The organism is Actinomadura citrea (assembly GCF_013409045.1).
In the GTDB taxonomy this organism is placed as follows: domain Bacteria; phylum Actinomycetota; class Actinomycetes; order Streptosporangiales; family Streptosporangiaceae; genus Spirillospora; species Spirillospora citrea.
In genome coordinates this window covers 8,591,788-8,611,000 of the sequence record NZ_JACCBT010000001.1, presented here as the reverse complement: position 1 = coordinate 8,611,000, position 19,213 = coordinate 8,591,788, and the positions used below count along the sequence as shown (strand labels likewise).

Below are 19,213 nucleotides of genomic sequence, written 5' to 3'. Positions count from 1 at the left end.
GCGGTCAGTCCTCCTTTCCGAGGAACCGGCGCTGGACGAGCGAGACGCCCAGCACGAAGATGAAGATCACCAGCCCGATCGCACTCGCGTAGCCGAAGTCGAAGAACTTGAAGCCCGAGTCGTAGAGCAGGTAGACGAGCGAGTAGCTGGATCGCACCGGCCCGCCGCCGGTCATCACGTACATCGCGTCGAAGACCTGGAACGCGGTGATGGTCTCGATCACCAGCACGAAGAACAGCACCGGCCGCAGCAGCGGCAGCGTGACGTGCCGGAACCGCTGCCACGGCCCGGCGCCGTCGATCATGGCCGCCTCGGTGAAGGACCGCGGGATCGCCTGGAGCCCGGCGAGCAGGATCAGCATCGAGTAGCCGAAGCCCTTCCACGCCGAGGTGAGCGCGATCGAGGGGAGCACCAGCTCGCCGCGGCCGAGGAAGTCGACCGGGCCGATCGAGGCGAGCCCGAGCAGCCCGTTGACGAGCCCGTCCTCGGCGTCGTAGATCCACTTCCAGATCACGGCGGCGAGCACGATGCTCGTCACGTACGGCAGGAAGAAGATCCCCCGGAACAGCCCGCGCCGCCAGACCACCTGGTGCAGCATCGCCGCGGTGGCCAGCGACATGAGCACGGTCAGCGGCACGAAGATCACCACGTACAGCAGCGTGACCGTGAGGCTCTCGCGGAACAGCTCGTCGCCGCCGAGCCGGGTGTAGTTCTCGAGCCCGACGAACGTCCACTCGCCGCTCAGCCGGTAGTCGGTCAGCGACAGGAAGACCGCCCCGAGCACCGGCCCGAACCTGAACACCACGAACAGCAGGAGCATCGGGGCCGCGAAGAGCAGACCCACCCGGGCCTGCCGGCGGCGGCGGGCCCGCCCGCCGCCGCCGGGCGGTGACGTGCCGCTCGCCGCCCGGCCCCTCTCGGCGGTGTCGCCGGGTGGAGAGGTGACGGGAGCCGTGCTGGACGTGGGCACAGACGCCTCCTCGGATCCGTGGCCGGGGCCGCCCGGACCCGGCCGTTCGTTCGCGTTCATCCGCGGTCGGCTAACGCTGCCTCGCCAGCAGGTCGTCCGACTGCTTCGCGGCGTCCTCCAGGGCCTGCTTCGGCGTCTTCTTGCCGGTGAGCGCGGCCTGGATCTCGGTGCGCAGCAGCGCCATGACCTGGCGGGCGGCCGGGTTGGCGTCCCCCGGGTAGGTGTACTGCAGGGCCTCGGCGAACTTGGCCGCGCGGGGGTTGGGCGCCGGGACCTTCACGTCGGTGCGCGGGGACACGAAGCCCGAGGCGGTGCCGAGGCTGGTGATCTGCTTGGGGTCGATCATGAACTTGAGGAACTTCTCGGCCGCCGCGGTGTGCTTGGATCTGGCGTTGACGGCCAGGCCGCCGGGGATGCCGAAGCCGACGCGCTTCTTGCCCTGCAGCGGCAGGCCGACGACGACGTTGTCCTGACCCCAGGTCTTCGCGGCGATCTCGGCGTCGGCCGGCACGTTCATCAGCCCGGCGGCGACCTGCTGCTTGCCGAGCGCCTGGTCGGCGACGACGTTCTTGTTGGTGAGCGCGCTCTTCGGCACCGCGCCCTGCTTGTAGAGGTCGGTGAGGAACGTGAGCGCCTCCAGCCCCTCGGGGCTGTTGAAGGCCGCCTTCTTGCCGTCCGGGGTGAAGACGCTGCCACCCGCCTGCCACAGCAGCGGATAGAAGTTCATGTTGAGCGAGGCCTCGGGGGACGCCGAGTAGTCGAGCGTGGCGAAGCCCTTGGCCTTGAGCTTGGGCGCGGCCGCCTTGATCTCGTCCCAGGTCTGCGGCGGCGTGGTGATGCCCGCCTCCGCCAGCAGCTTCTTGTTGAAGATCATGCTGGTCACGGTGTGGTAGATGGGGACGGCGTAGAGCTTGCCGTCCACGCTGAGCGAGCTGAGCGCGTTGGGCAGGAAGGCGCCCTTGGTGGCGGCCACGGCGTCGTCGACCGGCTTGAGCGTGCCGTTGGCGACGTACTGGGGGACCTGGTCGGGGCCGAGCAGGACGACGTCGGGGCCCTTGCCGCCGGACAGGGCGGTGGCGACCTTGGTGTCGCGCCCGTCCCACGGCTGGAGCTCGATCTTGAGGTCGGTGCCGGAGTTGGCGGCCTCGAAGTCCGTCTCGATCTTCTTCCAGTACGCGTTGTTCGCCTGGACGTCGGTGATCACCGGATACATCCAGAGGGTCAGCGACTTGTCGGAGCCTCCGGAGCCGTTGCAGGCGGCGGTGAGCCCGGTGGCCAGCGTGAGTAGGGTGAGCGACGCCGTGAGGCGGCTGCCACGGATCTTCATCGGGACGGGACCCCTTAGTTCGAGGTGACGCGGGGGGCAGGGGGCGGAGCGAGGGCAATAACGGTCTAGGCCGAAAGTAACCGTGCTGGATTTCGGGTGTCAATGCCTGAGAGCGATCCGGAACATCTCCGCGCCGTCACCGGAGTCCGGTGGTCCGCCGTCGCGCACCCCGAGCCGCCGGTGCGGGTGATCCACCTGGAGCATCGGTTCGCGACGTGACCGGGGGCGAGCTTGTAGATCTTGCTGCCGTCCAGGCGCGCGGACAAGACCGTGCGGGCGGCGGCGACGTCGCCTCCGGTGCCGTCCGGCGCCGAGCGCCAGGCGCCGGACGCGTCTTCCGGCGCGCGGATCGAGGGCGTAAAGACGCACGCCGGCGAGGCCCCACAGCTTTCGGTCAGGGCCGCTGCCGCCCGAGCCGACCACGGCTCACCCGGCGCGGGAGTGACCTCCGACAGCTCGCCGCAAAGCGCTGCGTGCGGCGAGGTAACGCGACCATCTCTGGGTGCGCGGTCCATCCCGTGCGGCGCGGCGGGTTCCTTTCGCACCCGGCTCGCCGGGCGCCCGAACCTCGATCCCTACACGGCCCGCGAGCCGATCTGCGTGTTCCGCAGGTCCGGTGCGGGCAGGCCGAACAGGTCGGCGGCGTTGCGCCAGGCGACCCGTTCGGCCACCTCGTCCGACAGGCCGGCGGCCGCGACCGCGCCGAACGCCGAGGCCGGATCGATGAGCGTCGAGTCGGTGCCGAAGAGCAGCTGCCGGGGATCGACGGCCGCGGCCACCTCGGCGAACCGCCCCGCCGGGGCCTGCGACCAGCACGGTTCGAGGTAGACCCGGTCGCAGCCGTTCGCCGCCTCGATCGCATGCCGGTACCCGTCCGCGCCCATGTGGCCGGCGATCACCTTCAGGCCCGGGGTCTGCGCGCAGAGCGCGGCGAGGTCGAGCACCGACGTCCCCCACGTGTGCACGAGCGCCGGGCAGCCGAGCGAGCCGAGCAGGGCGAGGGCGTCGCGCATCTGCGGCGAGGTCACCGGCGACCCGGTGTAGTCGGTGTGGATCTTGGCGCCGACGAACCGCCCGGTGGGCAGGTAGGCGTCGAGGTCCTTCTCGGCGTCGGCGAGCCGCCGCGGGTTGACCGTCACGTACCCGTAGAGCCGTTCGGTCGTCTCGAGGACCTCCGCCAGCGCGCGGTTGCCGCTCGGCGCGTCGTAGATGACGGCCTCGGTCGCCGACACGATCGCGAGGTCGATGCCGTAGCGGTCCATGGTCCGCAGGCTCAGGCCGGTCACGTCCATGGTGAAGAACCACGGGCCCCAGTGGGCGTGCACGTCGATGATCACGAGGCGGCTCCGGGGTCGAGTCCGAGGAGGCGGCGGGCGGTCCCGCCCGCGACGGCGGCGACGTCGGCGGGGGCGAGCCCGCCGGTGGCCAGGCGCAGCAGCGGCACGGTCGTCTCGGTGTGCGGCGTGCGCGAGCCGAACACCAGCCGGTCCGCGCCCAGGTGAGCGGCCACGGTCTCCAGCGCGTCGGGGGAGTTGAGGAGGCGGGTGGAGGTGTGGAACCCGGGCTCGTCGGCCGCCGCCACCAGGAAGTCGCCCAGGTGGTAGAAGTGCGTGTCGAGGAAGACGACGGTGGCGCCGAGACCTCCGAGCGGCCGCCAGAATCGCCGCACGTCGCCGCCCGTGAGCAGGACGAGCCCGTGTCCGGCGGCGCGCTTGGCGACATGCCGGACGGACGGGAAGCCGGCCTCCACGTTCTGCTCGTCCGGGAACAGCCGGACCGCCCGCACCGACGCGGCGGCCAGCCGGTCGATCTCCGCCGCGGCGCCGATCGGGTCGCGCAGGTCGACGGCGCCGACCGGCACCACCTCGGGACGCTCGGCGGCCAGGGCGAGGACGTCGTCGTTGCCCGAGGCCATGTCGAACAGCGCGGCGCGCAGGCTCGCCACCGCCGCGCCCGTGACGCGGTGCGCGGCGAGCGCGCCGAGGACCGCCTCGGGGGTCCCGGACGGGCCGGCCCGATCCGGATGGGCGCCGACGAGGACGTCGAGATCGAGCGTGACCGTGAGCTCCCCGATCAGACGTTCCGCCGAGAATGCCGTCATCGAACCACTCTCTTTCCGATATCGGTCAAGACCCTAAGCGGGGGGTCGGCTTGGCAGCAAGGGCGAGAAGCCGTTGACGAGCACCGCAACCTCTGATTACGGTCCAGGCCATAAGTCTACAGAGGAGGTACGGCATGTCCTCACGCCGTTCCCGCCACCAGGCCCGGGCCGTGATCGTCTCTGCCCTCCTGGCCGCAACCGTGATCCAACCGGTCCACCCGGCCCACGCGGCGGCCGCCTCGCCGGCGTCCTGCTCGGCGCCGGGCTACACGACGTTCGGCCCCGCGTCCCTGACCGGCGCGATCGTCGGGGCGACGGTGCTCGACGGCAAGGCCTACGTCGTCACCCGGGGCCTGAAGCCGCCGCTGCTCGCCGAGATCGACCTCGCCACCAGGAAGGTGGTCCGCGAGTTCCGGCTGCCCGACGCGCCCGCCGCCGGGGAGGCCGAGGGGGCCTGGGCCACCACTGTGTCCGGCGGCAAGATCTACATCGGCACCTACCCGGTGCCCGACCTCTACAGCTTCGACCCGGCGACGGGCGAGGTGAAGCACCTGCGCTCGTTCGGCCGCAACGGCGGTTTCGTCTGGAGCCTGACCACCGCACCCGACGGGACGATCTACGCGGGCACCTACCCCGACGGCAAGGTCTGGGAGTACGTGCCCGCGACCGGCGCCGTACGCGACTTCGGCGTGCTCGCCGCAGGCGAACGTTACGTACGGGCGGTCGCGGCGGACGCCGACAACGTCTACGCGGGGCTGCTCGACAAGGGCAGGCTGGTCGCGATCCGACGGTCGGACGGCTCCGTGCGCGAGCTGGCGCAGGGCACCACCGGGATCGGCGCGGTGGCCGAGCACGGCGGCCGCGTGCTCGCCGCGAGCGGCACGACGCTCCTCGACGTGCGCAAGGACGGCACCGACCTGCGCTCGGTGGACCTCGGCGGCGTCACCCTCGACACCATCGCCTTCGGCGCCGACGGCACGGCCTACCTGGCGTCCCGGCCCAACGGCACCATCTACCGCTACCGCACCGGCGACACCGCGCCGACCGAGCTCGGCACGCCGCGGCTCGGCGAGGAGACGCGCAGGCTGGTCCCGGACGGCGACCGGCTCACCGGCTTCGCCGGCAGCGGCGGCATGTGGTCGATGGACCTCACCACGAAGGCCGTCACCTACACCGACCTCATCGAGGCCGGCCTGACGACCGGCTCGGAACGGCCCCAGTCGATCCTGCTCGAACCGGGCCGCCGGGCGCTCTACGTCGGCGGGCACTACTCGGTGACCGTACGGGACCTGCGCACGGGCGGGCAGCGGCGGCTGTGGGTTCCGGGCGAGCCGAAGGCGATGGTCCGGCGCGGCGGCAAGGTGTACGCCGCGATCTACCCGAGCGGTCAGATCATCGAGCTGGACCCGCGCACCGGCCGGATCCGGAGCCTCGGCTACCTCGGGCAGGGGCAGCAGCGCCCGTGGGACCTGGAGTACGACCCCCGCACCGACAAGCTGCTCGTCGCGACGGCGCCGCTCGGCGCCAACCTCAAGGGCGCGCTGTCGGTGGTCGATCCCGACACCGGCGACAAGCAGGTGTACGTGGACGTCATCCCCGACCAGAGCCTGATGAGCCTCTCGCTCGACTCCGCCAGGGGCGTCGTCTACCTGGGCGGCGACGTGCTCGGCGGGGGAGGCGCGCCGCCCACCAGGACGTCCGCGTCGGTCGCCGCGTTCGACCTGCGCACCCGCGAGGTCCTCTGGCAGGTCGACCCCGTGCCGGGCTACCGGACGTTCCAGGACGTCAAGGTGCACGACGGCGTGCTGTACGGAGTCTACAAGCGCACCGCGAGCTGGTTCGCGATGGACCTCGCCACCCGGACGATCACGCACCAGGGTCCGCTGCCCGGGTACGGCGAGATCGAAGTGCATCGCGGGCGAGTGTTCGCCTCGACCTACTTCGGCGGGGGCAATGTGCACGTCCTGGGCACCGAGGCCAAGCTCGTCGCGACCGGCCTCGGCGACGAGTGGTACACCAACCCGCAGCTGGCCTTCGAGCCCGGCTCCTGGGACGCCTGGGCCCTGGTCGGCCGCGACCTGGCCCGGATCAGGCTCGATCCTCGGTGCCCCGCGCTGACCGTCCCGGCCGGGGTCAGCCGGTGATCGCGATGCGGACCAGATCGCGACCCTTCACCCCGTAGAGCGCGCGGCGCGAGGGATCGAGGGCGAGCTTGGGCTCGCCGCCGAACCACTCGCCCGCCAGTCCGCCGGCGATGGTCCGGACGGTGAGGGCGGCCAGGTCGATCTTGTAGACGGCCTGGCCGTCCGTCGTGTACGCGCTGCGGCCCACGATGTGCAGGTCGGAACCGCGCACGCCGACCTTCACCGTGCGGGTCACCTTCCGGCGGCGCAGGTCGAACTCGAAGAGCACCCCGGTGTCGGTGACGCCGTAGACGGCCCGCCCGGTGTGCGCGATACCGGGGACGACCTTCGCCCCGGGCACCGGCTCCACCTGCCAGAGCAGCCTGCGGCGACGCAGGTCGTACGCGGCGAGCCGGGCGGTCGTCGTCACGGGCGGCAGGCCGAGCCCCTCCTGGACGTTGGTGCCGATATAGGCGACGCCCCGCCGGCACGTCACCGCGTAGAGGCTCTGCCGTTCGACCACCGGCCGGTGGGTCTCGAACCGTCCGGTGCGCGGCGAGTAGAGCGACAGCGCCCCGTTGACGTGCCCCGGCTCCGGCTGCGTCGTCATCGCGATCAGGCCCGTCGCCGGGTCGTAGGCCAGGTCGCGCGGCCGGTCCTGCTGGTTGCCCGTCCTGGCGAGCAGGGTCGCCTCGGCCTCGCCCGGGCGATGCGAGTAGAGCAGCCCCTGGGTGTAGACACCGAGGTAGGTGCGGTCGCGCACGGTCAGCGCGGTCTTGGGCTCCCCGGGGATGCCGAGCCGCGTCCGGGTCCTGGTGGCGAGGTCGTGGATGTCGGCCCCGCCCTTGCCGCCCACGTAGACGCGCCTGCCGTCGGAATGCACCGACATCGGCTGCTCCGGCGCGGCCCTGAACCCGCGCTGGACGAGGTTGACGTAGTCGAGCGCCTTGGTGGCCGGGTCGAACACCAGGACCGCGCCGTCCTGCACCCCGTACACCTTCCCCTCGTGCGCGAGCAGCCGGTGCGTGGCGGCCTCCGGTTGCGCGATGCCGAGCGCCTCCACCTCGCCGCCGTCGAGCGCGCAGCGGTAGAGCGTGCCCGAGGGGCGCCCGGTGAAGTAGACGAAGCCGTCGTGGAGGAGCACGGACGGGACGTACTTCTCGGACGTGGTGAGGATGCGGTGGTCGGCGGGGTCGCTCTTGGACATCACCAGGACCTCGCCGTTGGACGAGATGCCGCCCGCGAGGTGCGTGCCGGAGACGTCCAGGCTGGCCACGAAGTCGCGTCCCGCGAGCGCGGCCGGGAGGATGTCGCGCTTGGCGCCGGTGGCGCGGTCGATCGTCACGAGGTGGGCGCGCGCGCCGACGCCCGCGTAGATCGTGGTCTCGTCGGCGGCGATGCTGCGCACGTACGCCTCGCCCTCGACCGTGACGCCGAGGTCGCGGCTCTCACCGCTCGCCGGGTCGTACTCCACCACGCGGCCCGGCTCGGAGATGGCCAGGAAGACCTTGCCGTCGGGAGAGGCGGCGAGGTTCCAGATGAAGTGATAGGGGTACGCGCCCACCTTGGCCGCCGAGCCGGTCAGGGTGTCCAGGCGGTAGAGGTCGGACTGGCTGTGCGTCCCCACGTAGACGTCGGTGCCGACCTTGCACATCGCCCAGACGCCGATGCCGGTCGGGATGTCGACGTGGGCGGTGACGGCGTCCTTTGCCAGGTCGTACGCGCCGACGACGTTGGGGGACAGTCCGCGGGTGCCCGCGTGGAGCACCCCGTTCACGAACTCGCCGTTGCCGAGCGGGGTGGTGACGCTGGCCGGCCCGAGATCGGTGACCGTGCCCTCCATCTCGTGCGGGGAGCGGTCCGAGGCACTTGCGAGCCCGGGGGACAGGAGGGGCGTACCGCCTGCGACGGCGGCCGCCGCGGCCGTCTGGAGGAACTGGCGACGCTGGATCACGAGAGAACCCTTTCGGTCAGGACCGGAAGCCGTCCTTCACACTAGCGTCCACCGACCTTTCGGTCAGGACCCAAATTCGCGAGAACGCCGCGAGGCCCCTAAATCGATCACTCGCATCGCCCGTCCCAGGCCCTCCCGGGACGCCGGGATGCCAGGTGTGGGAAGAGGGGCGCTTGACTGGCCCGCGGCCGATAGCGGAGGCCCACTATGATCACGCCATCATGGTCGGGAGGGCGCCGGGATGAGCGGACGCGAGCTCAGCGGGACGCTGGCGCTGCGGCGGCACTGGTGCCGGCCGGATGAGCCCGTCCTGCTGTGCCTCCACTGTCACGGTCCCGCCCTGCGTTTCGATGTGGACGGCCACAACTGGCGGGGCGTCCCGGGCGGTGGCGGACGCGCCGTGCTGAACGCCGTCGGAGCCGGCATGGATTCGGCGTTCCGCGAGGAGAACCTCGACCCGCCGGCGATGGTGGTCTACGGGCCGGGCAGCGGCACGGCCGCGCGGGTGACGCTTCCCGACTCCCCGGAGACTCGCTACTGGGTCCTCACCCCGTACCGGATCGGCATCGTCGCGATGACGCGGGGCGAGGCCGCCGAGTCCGGAGCGCGACGCGAGTCGCAGGCGGGCGTGCTGTCACGGGCCCGCAGAATCGCCGCCGGGGCGGCGGATCTGGGACGCGCGCTCGCTCGTGACCATCCTTATCCAGCGGGTGAACCGGTGCCGCTGTCACGTGTCGCAGGTCTCGCCGAGGTTCCGGCGGCGCAGATCGCGCACCTCGGCCTGGACCGGCGCAAGCTGCCGTCCGGGTACCGTCCCCGCAAGGTCCCGGTCCTGCGGATCGGGCTCCGGGACGGTTCCGGTTTCGACGTCACCGCACCGGACGACGAGGCGGCGGAGCGCCTCGCCCGCCTCGCCGCGCAACGTTCCTGACGGGTGACCACGTGCCTCGCAACGAGCAGAAACTGTACGAGATCGCCCGCGCGCACTGGTGCGCGCCCGGCGAGAGGCTGGTCATGGGCGACCACGCGGCCGGGCACATCGGCGCGACCGTACGGGGGCTGAGCGCGGCCCCGCACCCGCCCGCCGTCCCGGGCGGTTCGTCGGTCCCGGACCCGTCGTGGCCCCTGCCGACCGATCCGGTCCGGACGGGCCGGTTCTGGTACGACGAATGGGCCGACGACCCGGTGATCTGGGGGTGGGCGCACGCGCCCGGACCGGACGCGGCGGCGGCCGCGGTCGCCGCCCACATGACCGGGTACACCGACGAGGCGTGGCTGCTGCTCACGGACCGGCGGCTCGCGGTGTCCGTCGAGTCACGGTTCGCGCGTCCCTCCGCGAGGCCGGGCGGGTTGCGTGGTCGCGTCCGCGGCGCTCGGGGCGACCATTCGGACGACCCGGCCGGGCCCCTGACGACCTGCTGGGAGATTCCGTTCACGGCGGTCCGAGGACTGCGGGCGCTGCCGCTCGGCCGCACCCCGCAGCCGGAATGGTTCATCCGGATCGACTTCACCGACGGGTCGGCGTTCGACTTCCGGCCCCGCCGCGGTGCCAAAGCCCCGGACTACGTCCAGTCGGTCTACTCAGGTCTGACGTCCGGGCACTGAACCCAGCGGCCCAAGCTGATCGATTCGGCGCCGCGCATGATCCGGCACGCCCGGCGCCCACCGTCCGTGTGAACTGCCCGGGCGCCGGATGAGTTCCGAGCCGTGTAAAAGGACCAAGCAGTTCGTCGGCGATGTCCTCGCCCTCGCGAATGTGTCACAACCGATGGGCCTGCACGTGGAATGCAATGCCATTCACCTCGGCCGGTTTCCCATTGGCATGCCTCAGGCCAGATGATCCGGCGGAAACTGGTGGTCCATGGGGGGCTGTGCCGCAAGCTTGATCACGATCTGGTCTGTGGACCGTAAGAGTCTTGTCGGTTTTGTGGCGATTTTGTATGTTCGCTTCAACCGGGGGAAGTTCGTTGTCTCGCCGTCCGTTGCCGACGCCGAGATCCGAGGCCGGCGGCGCGCCGGCCGCCCATCTCCCGAGGAGACGCCATGTCCGAGGTCAAACGCCGTGATCTGCTGGCCGGGGCCGCGGCCCTCACCGGGTTCGCGACCGTCGGCCTGCTCCCCGGCACCGCCGCCGCCGCGACCCGGCAGCGCCCCGGTGCCCTCCGGTCACCCTCCCTCACCGCCGGCGACAGGGCGGTGGTCGCCCGCGTCGACGCCCGCCGGGCGCTGCGGCACCTGGAAGTGCTCAGCGACCAGATCGGCTGGCGCATCGCCGGCACCCCGTCGGAGCACCGCGCCGCCCGCTACATCGCCGGCCGTCTGCGCGATCTCGGCTACACGGTCGAACTGCAGCCCTTCCCGGTCGCGGACAAGTATCTGGCGGAGATCCGCTCCCGGGGCGAGCGGGTCTGGCAGTGCAGTGCCTCCCCGCAGGGGGCCGTCGCCTCCGTGGACGGCACGGTGGTGGACGTGGGCCAGGCCACCGAGGTCACCGGCGACGTGCGCGGCAGGCTCGTGCTGTTCGACCGGGTGCCCGGCATGGAGACCGCGCAGGCCGAGGCGGCCGCGGGCGCCGGAGCCGCGGCGGCGCTCATCGTCAACGCCCGCTCGGTCACCTATCCCGAGCGCAAGCCCGGCTCCTTCGTCCCGACGCTGAACGAGACGGTCGCGATCCCTGTGCTGGGCCTGGCCGAATACCACGGCGAGCGGATCCGCGCGGGCGCCCGGCGGCTGTCCTTCGCGGTCACCCATCACTCGGGGCTGACCTCGTACAACGTCCTGGCCGAGCGGAAGGCGACGCTGCCCAACCCCACCGGCAAGGCCGTCATCGTCAGCGCACACTACGACAGCGTCCCCGGCTCACCCGGCGCCAACGACGACGGCAGCGGAACCGTGCTCTGCCTGGAACTGGCGCGCGTGCTGAGGCGGCTGCCGACCCAGCAGGCGATCCGCGTCTGCCTGTGGGGTTCGGAGGAGTACGGCCTGGTCGGTGCCCGGCACTACGTGAAGCAACTCGACGCGGCGGGCGTCGCGCAGATCACCGGCTGCTTCCAGAACGACATGGTCGCCACCAGTCATCCCCCCGCGGGCACGTACTGGCTGCTGTCCGTGGACGGCGCGGACAACACCACCACGGCCGCGGTGAACGCCGCCGCGCACCGGCTCGGCTACGCCGGTCAGACCAAGGGCCCCACCGCCCGAGGCTCCAGCGACCACGAGGCCTTCCACGAGCGCGGCATCCCGGCGGGCAACTTCAGCTGGCGCGGCAGTGAGGCGCCCAGCCAGTTGGAGCCCTTCTACCACTCGCCCGAGGACACGATCGCCCAGAACGTCAGCCGGGAGCGGCTGCAGGTGTCCCTCGAACTGATCGGCTGCGCCCTCTACGACGTAGCGCGCCGCAAGTAGCGCGAACGGGCGGGGCTTCCGCACCAGCCCGCCCGAACGCAGACCATTCTCGCCGGCCCACGTCGAGGCGCCGGCCGAGACGAGTCCGGGCCACCGCCTCCACACTTCGAGGGATCGGCAGAAGCGGGAACGGGTCTCCGCATGCCACCATAACGGTGATTCGTGAGGAGACCCGTTGCACAGTCTGGTCGTGTCGTTGACCTCCCCCGGGGCGTATCGAACGGTACTGGAGGCGCTGAACGCGCCGCTGCCGCCGGGCGCACCGCGTGGACGGCATATTCTGATCGAGCCGGGCTCGTACCCGAACACGGGGTTCCGCAGCAAGGGCGACTTCGTCATGACGGCCGTGGAGGGCCTCGGTTCGGTCACGCTCGACGGCCGTACCGTCGGCACGATCGAAGTCACCGGAAAGGTGACGCTGCAGGGGCTCATCGTCCGGAACTGGAGTGACAAGGGCCTCGCGCTGGAGGTGGCGGAAGGCACCATCCTGGCGGAGCAGTGCGAGTTCATGACCCGGTCCCGAATCGCCGTGCGGGCGTCAAAGGGCGCCCAGCTCACCCTGCGGGACTGCGAGGTCCAGGAGGGCGCGGTCGTGTACAGCGCCTCGTCCGGGGGCATGGAGGGCACCTCGGTCACCGGGACCGACGGCAACGCGGTGGCGATCCGCAGCGGCAGCACGGTGACCCTGCGGTCGTGCCGGATCATCGACGCGGGCGGGCACGGCATCTGGGTGACCGAGGGGTCCAAGCCGCTCCTCGACCAGTGCACGGTCAGCGGTCCGGCCCTTTCGGGGATCCGGGTCGACGACCGCGCGGAGGCCGAGCTCCGCGACTGCGAACTCCGCGGCTCGGGCCGGACGTCCCTGGTCGCCGTGGAGAAGGGCAAGGCGGTCGCGGAGGACTGCCTGATCGTGGACGCGGGCGCGGACGCGCTGTGGGTGGCGACCGGCGGCTCGCTGACCGCCCGGCGGGTCAAGGTGGAGTCGCCGCAGCGGACCGGCATGGTCGTCGAGAAGGGCACCGTCCGCCTGGAGGACTGCGAGGTCGTCAACGCGCCCTCCAACGGCATCTACCTCGCTCGGGATGCGAACCTCATGATGGTCCGGGGCGGGGTCGCTGACACGGGGCGGGTCGGCGTCGAGCTGGACGCCGGCTCGCGCGTCCTGATGGAGGGTACGACGATCACCGGCAACAAGCTCGCGGGCGTGAGCGTGGAACCGGGGGGCGAGCTCGCCATGCGCGGCTGCACGCTGGCGGACAACATCGGCCGGGGCATCCTCACCTGCCTCGGGACGAGCGTGCAGATCGAGAACCTGACGAGCGTCCGCAACGGGAAGCCGGACCGGTTCGACTTCGATCTCGCCGCCGTGACCGGTCAGCGCGCGAAGGGGGCGCCGGCCAAGCCCGGGGGAGACGCGCCGGCCGGGGCCGGGAGCGAAGCACCGGCCCAGCCCGAGGCGGCGCCGCCCGTGTCGGAGGAGCAGGCCGACGGGAAATCGGCGGATGTGCTGCTGGCGCGGCTGGATGGGATGGTGGGTTTGGCGGGGGTGAAGCGTGAGATTCGTAAGTTGACGAATTTGCAGAAGGTGGCTGAGCGGCGGCGGTTGGCGGGTTTGCCGCCGGGGCCTTCGATTGGTCGGCATATGGTTTTTGCGGGTCCGCCGGGGACGGGTAAGACGACGGTGGCGCGTTTGTACGGGGGGATTCTGGCGGCTCTGGGTGTGGTGGAGAAGGGTCAGGTCGTGGAGGTGAGCCGGGCTGATCTGGTGTCGGAGAACGTGGGTGGGACGGCGTTGCGGACTTCGGAGGTGTTCCGGCGGGCTTTGGGTGGGGTGTTGTTCATCGATGAGGCCTACACGTTGTCGCGTAGGGCGACGGGTACCGATTTCGGGCAGGAGGCCATCGACACCCTGGTGAAGCTGATGGAGGACCACCGCGAGGAGGTCGTGGTGGTGGCGGCGGGGTATTCGGCGGAGATGCGTGAGTTCCTGGCGGCCAACCCGGGGTTGAAGTCGCGGTTCTCGCGGACGGTGGAGTTCGAGAACTACAGCCCCGCCGAGCTTTTGCAGATCACCGAGTCGCACGCGGTCAGGGACGGGTACCGGCTGGCCGAGGACGCGCGGGCGGCGATTCTGGCGCATTTCACTTCGGTGCGGCGGGATGCGACGTTCGGTAACGGGCGGGCGGCGCGGCAGGTGTTCGAGGGTGCGGTGGAGCGGCAGGCGCAGCGGCTGGCCGATCTGGAGGAGCTTCCCTCGGGTGAGGTGTTGAGTTTGCTGGTCGCCGAGGATCTGGATGTGGGCGGGGGGTTGGCGGCGCGGTTCGGGGAGGCCCGCGATCCCGCGCAGGTGAGCACCGTTCTGGCGCGGTTGACCGCGATGACGGGGCTGGAGGAGGTCAAGCGGGAGATCGGTGACCTGCTGGACGTGCTGGCCTCGGCGCGGCGGCGGCGGGCGGCGGGGTTGGAGGCCGAGCCGTTCACCGGGCACCTGATCTTCGCGGGGCCGCCCGGCACGGGCAAGACGACGGTGGCGCGGTTGTACGGGGAGTTGCTGACGGCGTTGGGGGTGCTGGCGCAGGGGCAGGTGGTGGAGGCGGCCCGGGTGGATCTGGTGGGGCAGTACGTGGGGCAGACCGCGCAGAAGACCACCGAGGTGTTCCAGCAGGCGCGCGGCGGGGTGCTGTTCATCGACGAGGCCTACACGCTGGCGCGGCCGGGCGGCTCGGGGCACGACTTCGGGCAGGAGGCCATCGACACCCTGGTCAAGCTGATGGAGGACCACCGCGACGAGGTCATCGTGATCGCCGCCGGATACACCACCGAGATGGAAGGGTTCCTGGCCACCAACCCGGGCCTTGCCTCCCGGTTCGCGCGGACGCTGAACTTCACCCCCTACCCGGTCGACGGCCTGGTCTCGATCTTTGTCGGCAAAGCCCAGGCCGCCGACTACCGCGTCCCCGAACACACCCGCCAGGCCCTCACCACCTACCTCACCACCAACCGCGACCGGTTCCGCGAAGGCAACGGCCGCGAAGTCGACAAACTGGTCCGCTCGGCCATGACCGCCCACGCACGCCGCACCGAACAACTCGCCAGCACCGGCGCCCAACTCACCACCGAACAACTCGCCACCCTCCTCCCCGAAGACATCACCTAGTCCTCGGGTGTGACGCTCCACCAGGCGGCCGTGTCGGGCGGGAGGATCGCGTCCCGGCCTGCCGTACGGATCGGCCCGCTGCTCAGCAGGAGCGAGCCGGGGGCCGAGAACCGGATGCTCTGGTCGCCGGTGTTCACCGCGCACAGCATTCGCGGGCCGCCGGAATGACCGGTGCGCTCGAACACCAGGCAACCCGGCGGCTCGTCCAGCCAGCGCAGCTCGCCGTCACCCAAAGCCGGATGGTCGCGCCGGATCCGGAGGGCCTGGCGGTAGAGGGTCAGCATGGAAGCGTCGTCGTCCCGCTGCGCCTCCACGGTGAGCGACTTCCATTCGGCCGGCGACGGCAGCCAGCCAACGCCCGACCCGAACCCGAACGGGGGCTCGTAGCCGGACCACGGCAGCGGAACCCGGCAACCGTCCCGGCCGCCCTTGATGCTCTCCAGCTGCGGGTCGGTCAGCAGCTCGGCCGGGATGTCGAGCACCTCGGGCAGACCGAGCTCCTCTCCCTGGTACACGTACGCCGAACCGGGCAACGCCAGGGTGAGCAGCGCCGCCGCTCGGGCCCGCCGCTGTCCGAGGTCGCCGTCGCCGTAGCGGGTGACATGCCGCTGGACGTCGTGGTTGGACAGCACCCAGGTGGTGGGTGCGCCGACGGAGCCGGCCGAGGCCAGGGACTTCTCGATCACCGAGCGCAGTGCACCGGCGTCCCAGTCGGTCCTCATGTAGTCGAAGTTGAAAACCTGGTGCAGCTCGTCCGGCCGTACGTAGTTGGCCAGCCGATCGAGCGAGGGCGCCCATGCCTCAGCGACCCCGATCCGCTCTCCGGGGTAGGAGTCGAGCAGCCGTCGCCAGCCTCGATGGATCTCGTGCACCCCGTCCTGGTCGAAGTACGGCACCTTGCCGCGTCCCAGCAGCCGCGACTGCGGCGCGTCACCGACGTCGGGCAGCCCTGCCGCCTTGACCATGCCGTGCGCCACGTCGATGCGGAATCCGTCGACCGCCAGGTCCAGCCAGAATCGCAGGACGTCGTCGAACTCGGCGCGCACGTCCGGGTGTTCCCAGTTCAGGTCGGGCTGCTGCGGAGCGAACAGGTGCAGGTACCACTGCCCGTCAGGCAGCCGGGTCCACGCGGGACCACCGAAGACCGACTCCCAGTCGTTGGGCGGCAGTTCGCCGGCGGCTCCTCGTCCCGGCCGGAAGACGTAGCGCTCCCGCGCCGGACCGGAGATCCCGGCGGCCAGCGCCTCCTGGAACCAGACATGCTGGTCGGAGGTGTGGTTGGGCACGATGTCAACGATGACGCGCAGCCCCAGGCCGTGCGCGTCCTCGATCAGGTCCGCGGCGTCGGCGAGCGTGCCGAACGTCGGGTCCACCGAGCGGTAGTTCGTGACGTCGTAGCCGCCGTCGACCATCGGCGACTCGTAGAACGGCGTGATCCACAATGCGTCCACGCCGAGCGAGGCCAGATAGGGAAGCCGGTCTCGGACGCCGGCCAGGTCGCCGATGCCGTCCCCGTCGGCGTCGGCGAAGCTGCGTACATAGATCTGGTAGATGACCGCGTCACGCCACCAGCGTGTATCGCCCACCAGAGGGCTGGAGGACTCCGCAGGGCGTCGCACCCCGCGCGTCGGTGAAGGAGATGTCGATGACAGATCCATACGAGGGACCGTCTGGAGATCCATTTGATACGCACTGGAGGTGACCGATCAACGTGATCTCCGCGGCGGCCGCCTGCCGCTCAACGATGCGAGTCTGCGTGAACGTCGATGTGGACGGGCAGTGCGCGGGGGCTGTTGGTGAACATGGAGGGGACTTGCCGGAGGTCGCGGTCGGGGACGGCGAGCCGCACCTCGGGATGGCGGCTGAACAGTTCGCACAGCGCGATGCGGGATTCGAGGCGGGCCAGAGGCGCGCCGAGGCAGTAGTGACTCCCAGTACCGAAGGCCACCTGCTGGGAGACGACGCGGGTGATGTCGTACCGGTCGGCCGTGGAACCGTAGAGGTCGGGGTCGCGGCCGATGCCGGCGTACAAGCTGACCAGGAGCTGTCCGGGCGGAATGCTGACGCCGCCGATGGGGATCGTGTCGGTCGTGTAGCCGGCCACCAGATAGTTGATCACACCGTCCCACCGCAGGGTCTCCTCCACCACGGCGCTCCAGCCGTCGGGTGGGAGTGCTCTGGCGTGAGCCAGCTGATCGGGGTGGGTGAGCAGGGCGCGGACCGCGTTGGTGATCAGATTGAGGGTGGTCTCGTGCCCGGCGATCACCAGTGACCACAGGGTGTCGAGCAGCTGCCGGTGGAGCAGAGCGCCGCCGCCGTTGTCGCGCACAGTGATCAGGCTGCTGGTCAGATCGGCACCGGGGCGGGCGAGGCGGAGTTCGACCAGTTCGTCCAGCAGATCCAGGCGGCCCTGTTCGAGGGCGGCGGCGTCTTGCGCGGTCTTGGCGTCGGTGCGGAGCAGCGTGTCGACCAGGTTCCGGAATTGCGGCCGCATGGATTCGGGGATGCCGAGCAGGTGGCAGATGACACCCATGGGGACCGTGTAGGCGTAGTGGGCGCGCAGGTCGACGGCGCCGTCCGGGCCGCGGTGGCCGGGCAGGGCGTCCAAGGCGTGCCGGACGATGCGGGTGATGTCGGCGCTCAACTGTTCCACGCGTTTGGCGGTGAACACCGAGCTGATCATTCGGCGGTGATGCTGGTGTTCGGGGTCGTCCAGGAAGAACATGTTGGTCAGGCCGATGAACATGCCCGCCAGGGGCCAGTCGGCGGGGACGAGGCCGTCGCGGTAGGCGGCCCAGTGCCGGTGCGCGACCCGGGACACGGCGGGGTGCCGGCTGAGCCGGCTGAGCAGGTCCTGGCGGGTGACCATCCAGGCGTGCACGGTGTCGGGCAGGCCGGGCAGCACCGTTCGCACGACCGGACCGGCGGCGCGCAGCCGGGCCATCTCGGCATGCGGGTCGGCGCCGAGGGGGTCGATGGTGACGATCGGAGCCGACTGCTGCCGGTCGCTGGTCTGGGCGTCGAGGTGTGTCACTGGCTTCCTCCAATGCTGTGGACCGGATGGCGTCGGACACGCGGGGGGCTTCACGGCGATCTCGCCGCGTGGTCGGCCCAGGTCGGGCGCTCCAGGATGTCGATCACGGCGGCCGTCCACGTGAAGCCGGCGCCGACGCTGATGACCAGGCACCGGTCCCCGGCGCCGAGGGCGCCGGTCAGCATCAGGTGCTCCAGTCCGGCGAAGGGGTCTCCGGCGCCGAGGTGCCCGATGTGCCGACTCCACGGCCAGGTGGTGATCTCCGGCTTGAGGCCGAGTCTTCGCAGGTAGCTGCCGTTGAGCCGGTGGAGGCCCAGGTGGGGAAGGACGACGCGGTCGATGTCTGCGAGCTTGACCTCCGCTTGCGCCAGCGCCTTGGCGAGCACCGCTTCCTGGCCCGCGCACACGCGCGCCGCCACGCGTCGCATTCCGGCGCTCGCGAGGAAGTCACGCTGGCATGCGTCGAGGTCGACGATGGAACGCGCGCTCAAGGGGGCGGGCCCGAAGGAGTCGTCGCCGCGGTGCATGCCCTCCAGCTCTGGGTCGCTGACCGTCACCAGGCTTCGCAGCAGCCCGAATCCCCTCCGCCGGGACAGCGCGAGCGCGGTCCCGCCGTCGGCGTACACGGTTCCCGGGTCGCTTCGCCACCGGTCGAAGGCGGGCGGGCTGAACTTGTCGCCCGTGGTCACCAGCGCGGCCTCGCGGCCGGGACCGGCGATCAGGAAGGCGCGCGCCAGATCGACCGCGGCCATGCCGCCGTTGGACGCCTGGCGTATCTCCACCGCCGGGCAGTCATTCCCCACGGCGACACGTTGGACGTACGACGCCGGGGCCCACACGTCATGGCCCTGGTAGAAGAAGTTCGCATGCAGGATCAACGCGATGTCCGCACCGTCGTAGCGCGCCCGGCGCAGCGCGATCCGAGCGGCCCTGCCCGCCATTTCCGGTGCCGCCTCGGTACCGGCCACAGCGACCGACACCATTCCCGTGCGCTGTGCGAGTTTCTCGTCGCATTGACCGTCGGCGACGGCCTGCGCGACCGGCAGCAATGGCGGCAGCCAGGTCGCGCAGGCCGCGATGTAGATGTTTGGCTCGCTCACCGAGCACCCTCCATGCCCTTTCCAGGGAGTACCGGGAAGTGC

13 protein-coding genes are annotated in these 19,213 nt (G+C 71.1%); 5 read left to right on the top strand and 8 right to left on the bottom strand.

Going from position 1 to position 19,213, the window contains the following annotated elements:
* Nucleotides 1–4: 4 nt before the first annotated feature.
* The 4 genes from BJ999_RS39385 to BJ999_RS39370 form a co-directional block, all read right to left on the bottom strand.
* Nucleotides 5–970, bottom strand: a complete 966-nt coding sequence (locus BJ999_RS39385; protein WP_229810021.1) for a carbohydrate ABC transporter permease — start codon at nt 968–970, stop codon at nt 5–7.
* A 70-nt stretch (nt 971–1,040) separates the two neighbouring features.
* The gene (locus BJ999_RS39380; protein WP_179837927.1) at nt 1,041–2,297 is read right to left on the bottom strand and encodes an ABC transporter substrate-binding protein; all 1,257 of its coding nucleotides are present in this window, start codon (nt 2,295–2,297) and stop codon (nt 1,041–1,043) included.
* 575 nt (nt 2,298–2,872) lie between these two features.
* Nucleotides 2,873–3,634 (bottom strand): amidohydrolase family protein, encoded by a 762-nt coding sequence (locus BJ999_RS39375; RefSeq protein ID WP_179837926.1) that lies wholly within the window; start codon nt 3,632–3,634, stop codon nt 2,873–2,875.
* Nucleotides 3,631–4,398 carry an amidohydrolase family protein gene (locus BJ999_RS39370; RefSeq protein ID WP_179837925.1) on the bottom strand — a complete coding sequence of 256 codons (768 nt, stop codon included), beginning with the start codon at nt 4,396–4,398 and terminating at the stop codon, nt 3,631–3,633. Before BJ999_RS39370 ends, BJ999_RS39375 begins: the two co-directional genes overlap by 4 nt.
* 134 nt (nt 4,399–4,532) lie before the next feature.
* On the opposite strand from BJ999_RS39370, the gene BJ999_RS39365 reads away from it, so the two are divergent.
* Nucleotides 4,533–6,542, top strand: coding sequence for a PQQ-binding-like beta-propeller repeat protein (locus BJ999_RS39365; RefSeq protein WP_179837924.1), 2,010 nt, complete (start codon nt 4,533–4,535; stop codon nt 6,540–6,542).
* Here BJ999_RS39365 and BJ999_RS39360 read toward each other — a convergent pair.
* On the bottom strand, nt 6,532–8,475 hold the full coding sequence (locus BJ999_RS39360; protein WP_179837923.1) for a WD40 repeat domain-containing protein: 1,944 nt from the start codon (nt 8,473–8,475) through the stop codon (nt 6,532–6,534). The two genes, BJ999_RS39365 and BJ999_RS39360, sit on opposite strands and share 11 nt — an antisense overlap.
* A 241-nt stretch (nt 8,476–8,716) precedes the next feature.
* Here BJ999_RS39360 and BJ999_RS39355 point away from each other — a divergent pair, with 241 nt between their 5' ends.
* The 4 genes from BJ999_RS39355 (at nt 8,717) to BJ999_RS39340 (ending at nt 15,037) form a co-directional block, all read left to right on the top strand.
* Entirely contained in the window at nt 8,717–9,406 is a 690-nt protein-coding gene (locus BJ999_RS39355; protein ID WP_179837922.1) for a hypothetical protein, read from the top strand.
* Between the two features lie 11 nt (nt 9,407–9,417).
* Nucleotides 9,418–10,080, top strand: a complete 663-nt coding sequence (locus BJ999_RS39350; protein WP_179837921.1) for a hypothetical protein — start codon at nt 9,418–9,420, stop codon at nt 10,078–10,080.
* A gap of 438 nt (nt 10,081–10,518) precedes the next feature.
* Nucleotides 10,519–11,880, top strand: coding sequence for a M28 family peptidase (locus BJ999_RS39345; RefSeq protein WP_179837920.1), 1,362 nt, complete (start codon nt 10,519–10,521; stop codon nt 11,878–11,880).
* A 175-nt stretch (nt 11,881–12,055) separates the two neighbouring features.
* Nucleotides 12,056–15,037: an AAA family ATPase gene (locus BJ999_RS39340; protein WP_179837919.1), complete on the top strand. Its 2,982-nt coding sequence runs from the start codon at nt 12,056–12,058 to the stop codon at nt 15,035–15,037.
* Here BJ999_RS39340 and BJ999_RS39335 read toward each other — a convergent pair.
* From BJ999_RS39335 to BJ999_RS39325, 3 genes are all read right to left on the bottom strand, one after another.
* Nucleotides 15,034–16,695, bottom strand: coding sequence for a glycoside hydrolase family 13 protein (locus BJ999_RS39335; protein ID WP_179837918.1), 1,662 nt, complete (start codon nt 16,693–16,695; stop codon nt 15,034–15,036). The genes BJ999_RS39340 and BJ999_RS39335 overlap by 4 nt on opposite strands.
* 80 nt (nt 16,696–16,775) lie before the next feature.
* A complete protein-coding gene (locus tag BJ999_RS39330; RefSeq protein WP_229810666.1) occupies nt 16,776–18,071 on the bottom strand; it encodes a cytochrome P450 in 1,296 nt (431 codons plus the stop codon).
* A 50-nt stretch (nt 18,072–18,121) separates the two neighbouring features.
* Nucleotides 18,122–19,171, bottom strand: coding sequence for a ketoacyl-ACP synthase III family protein (locus BJ999_RS39325; RefSeq protein WP_179837917.1), 1,050 nt, complete (start codon nt 19,169–19,171; stop codon nt 18,122–18,124).
* Nucleotides 19,172–19,213 lie beyond the last annotated feature (42 nt).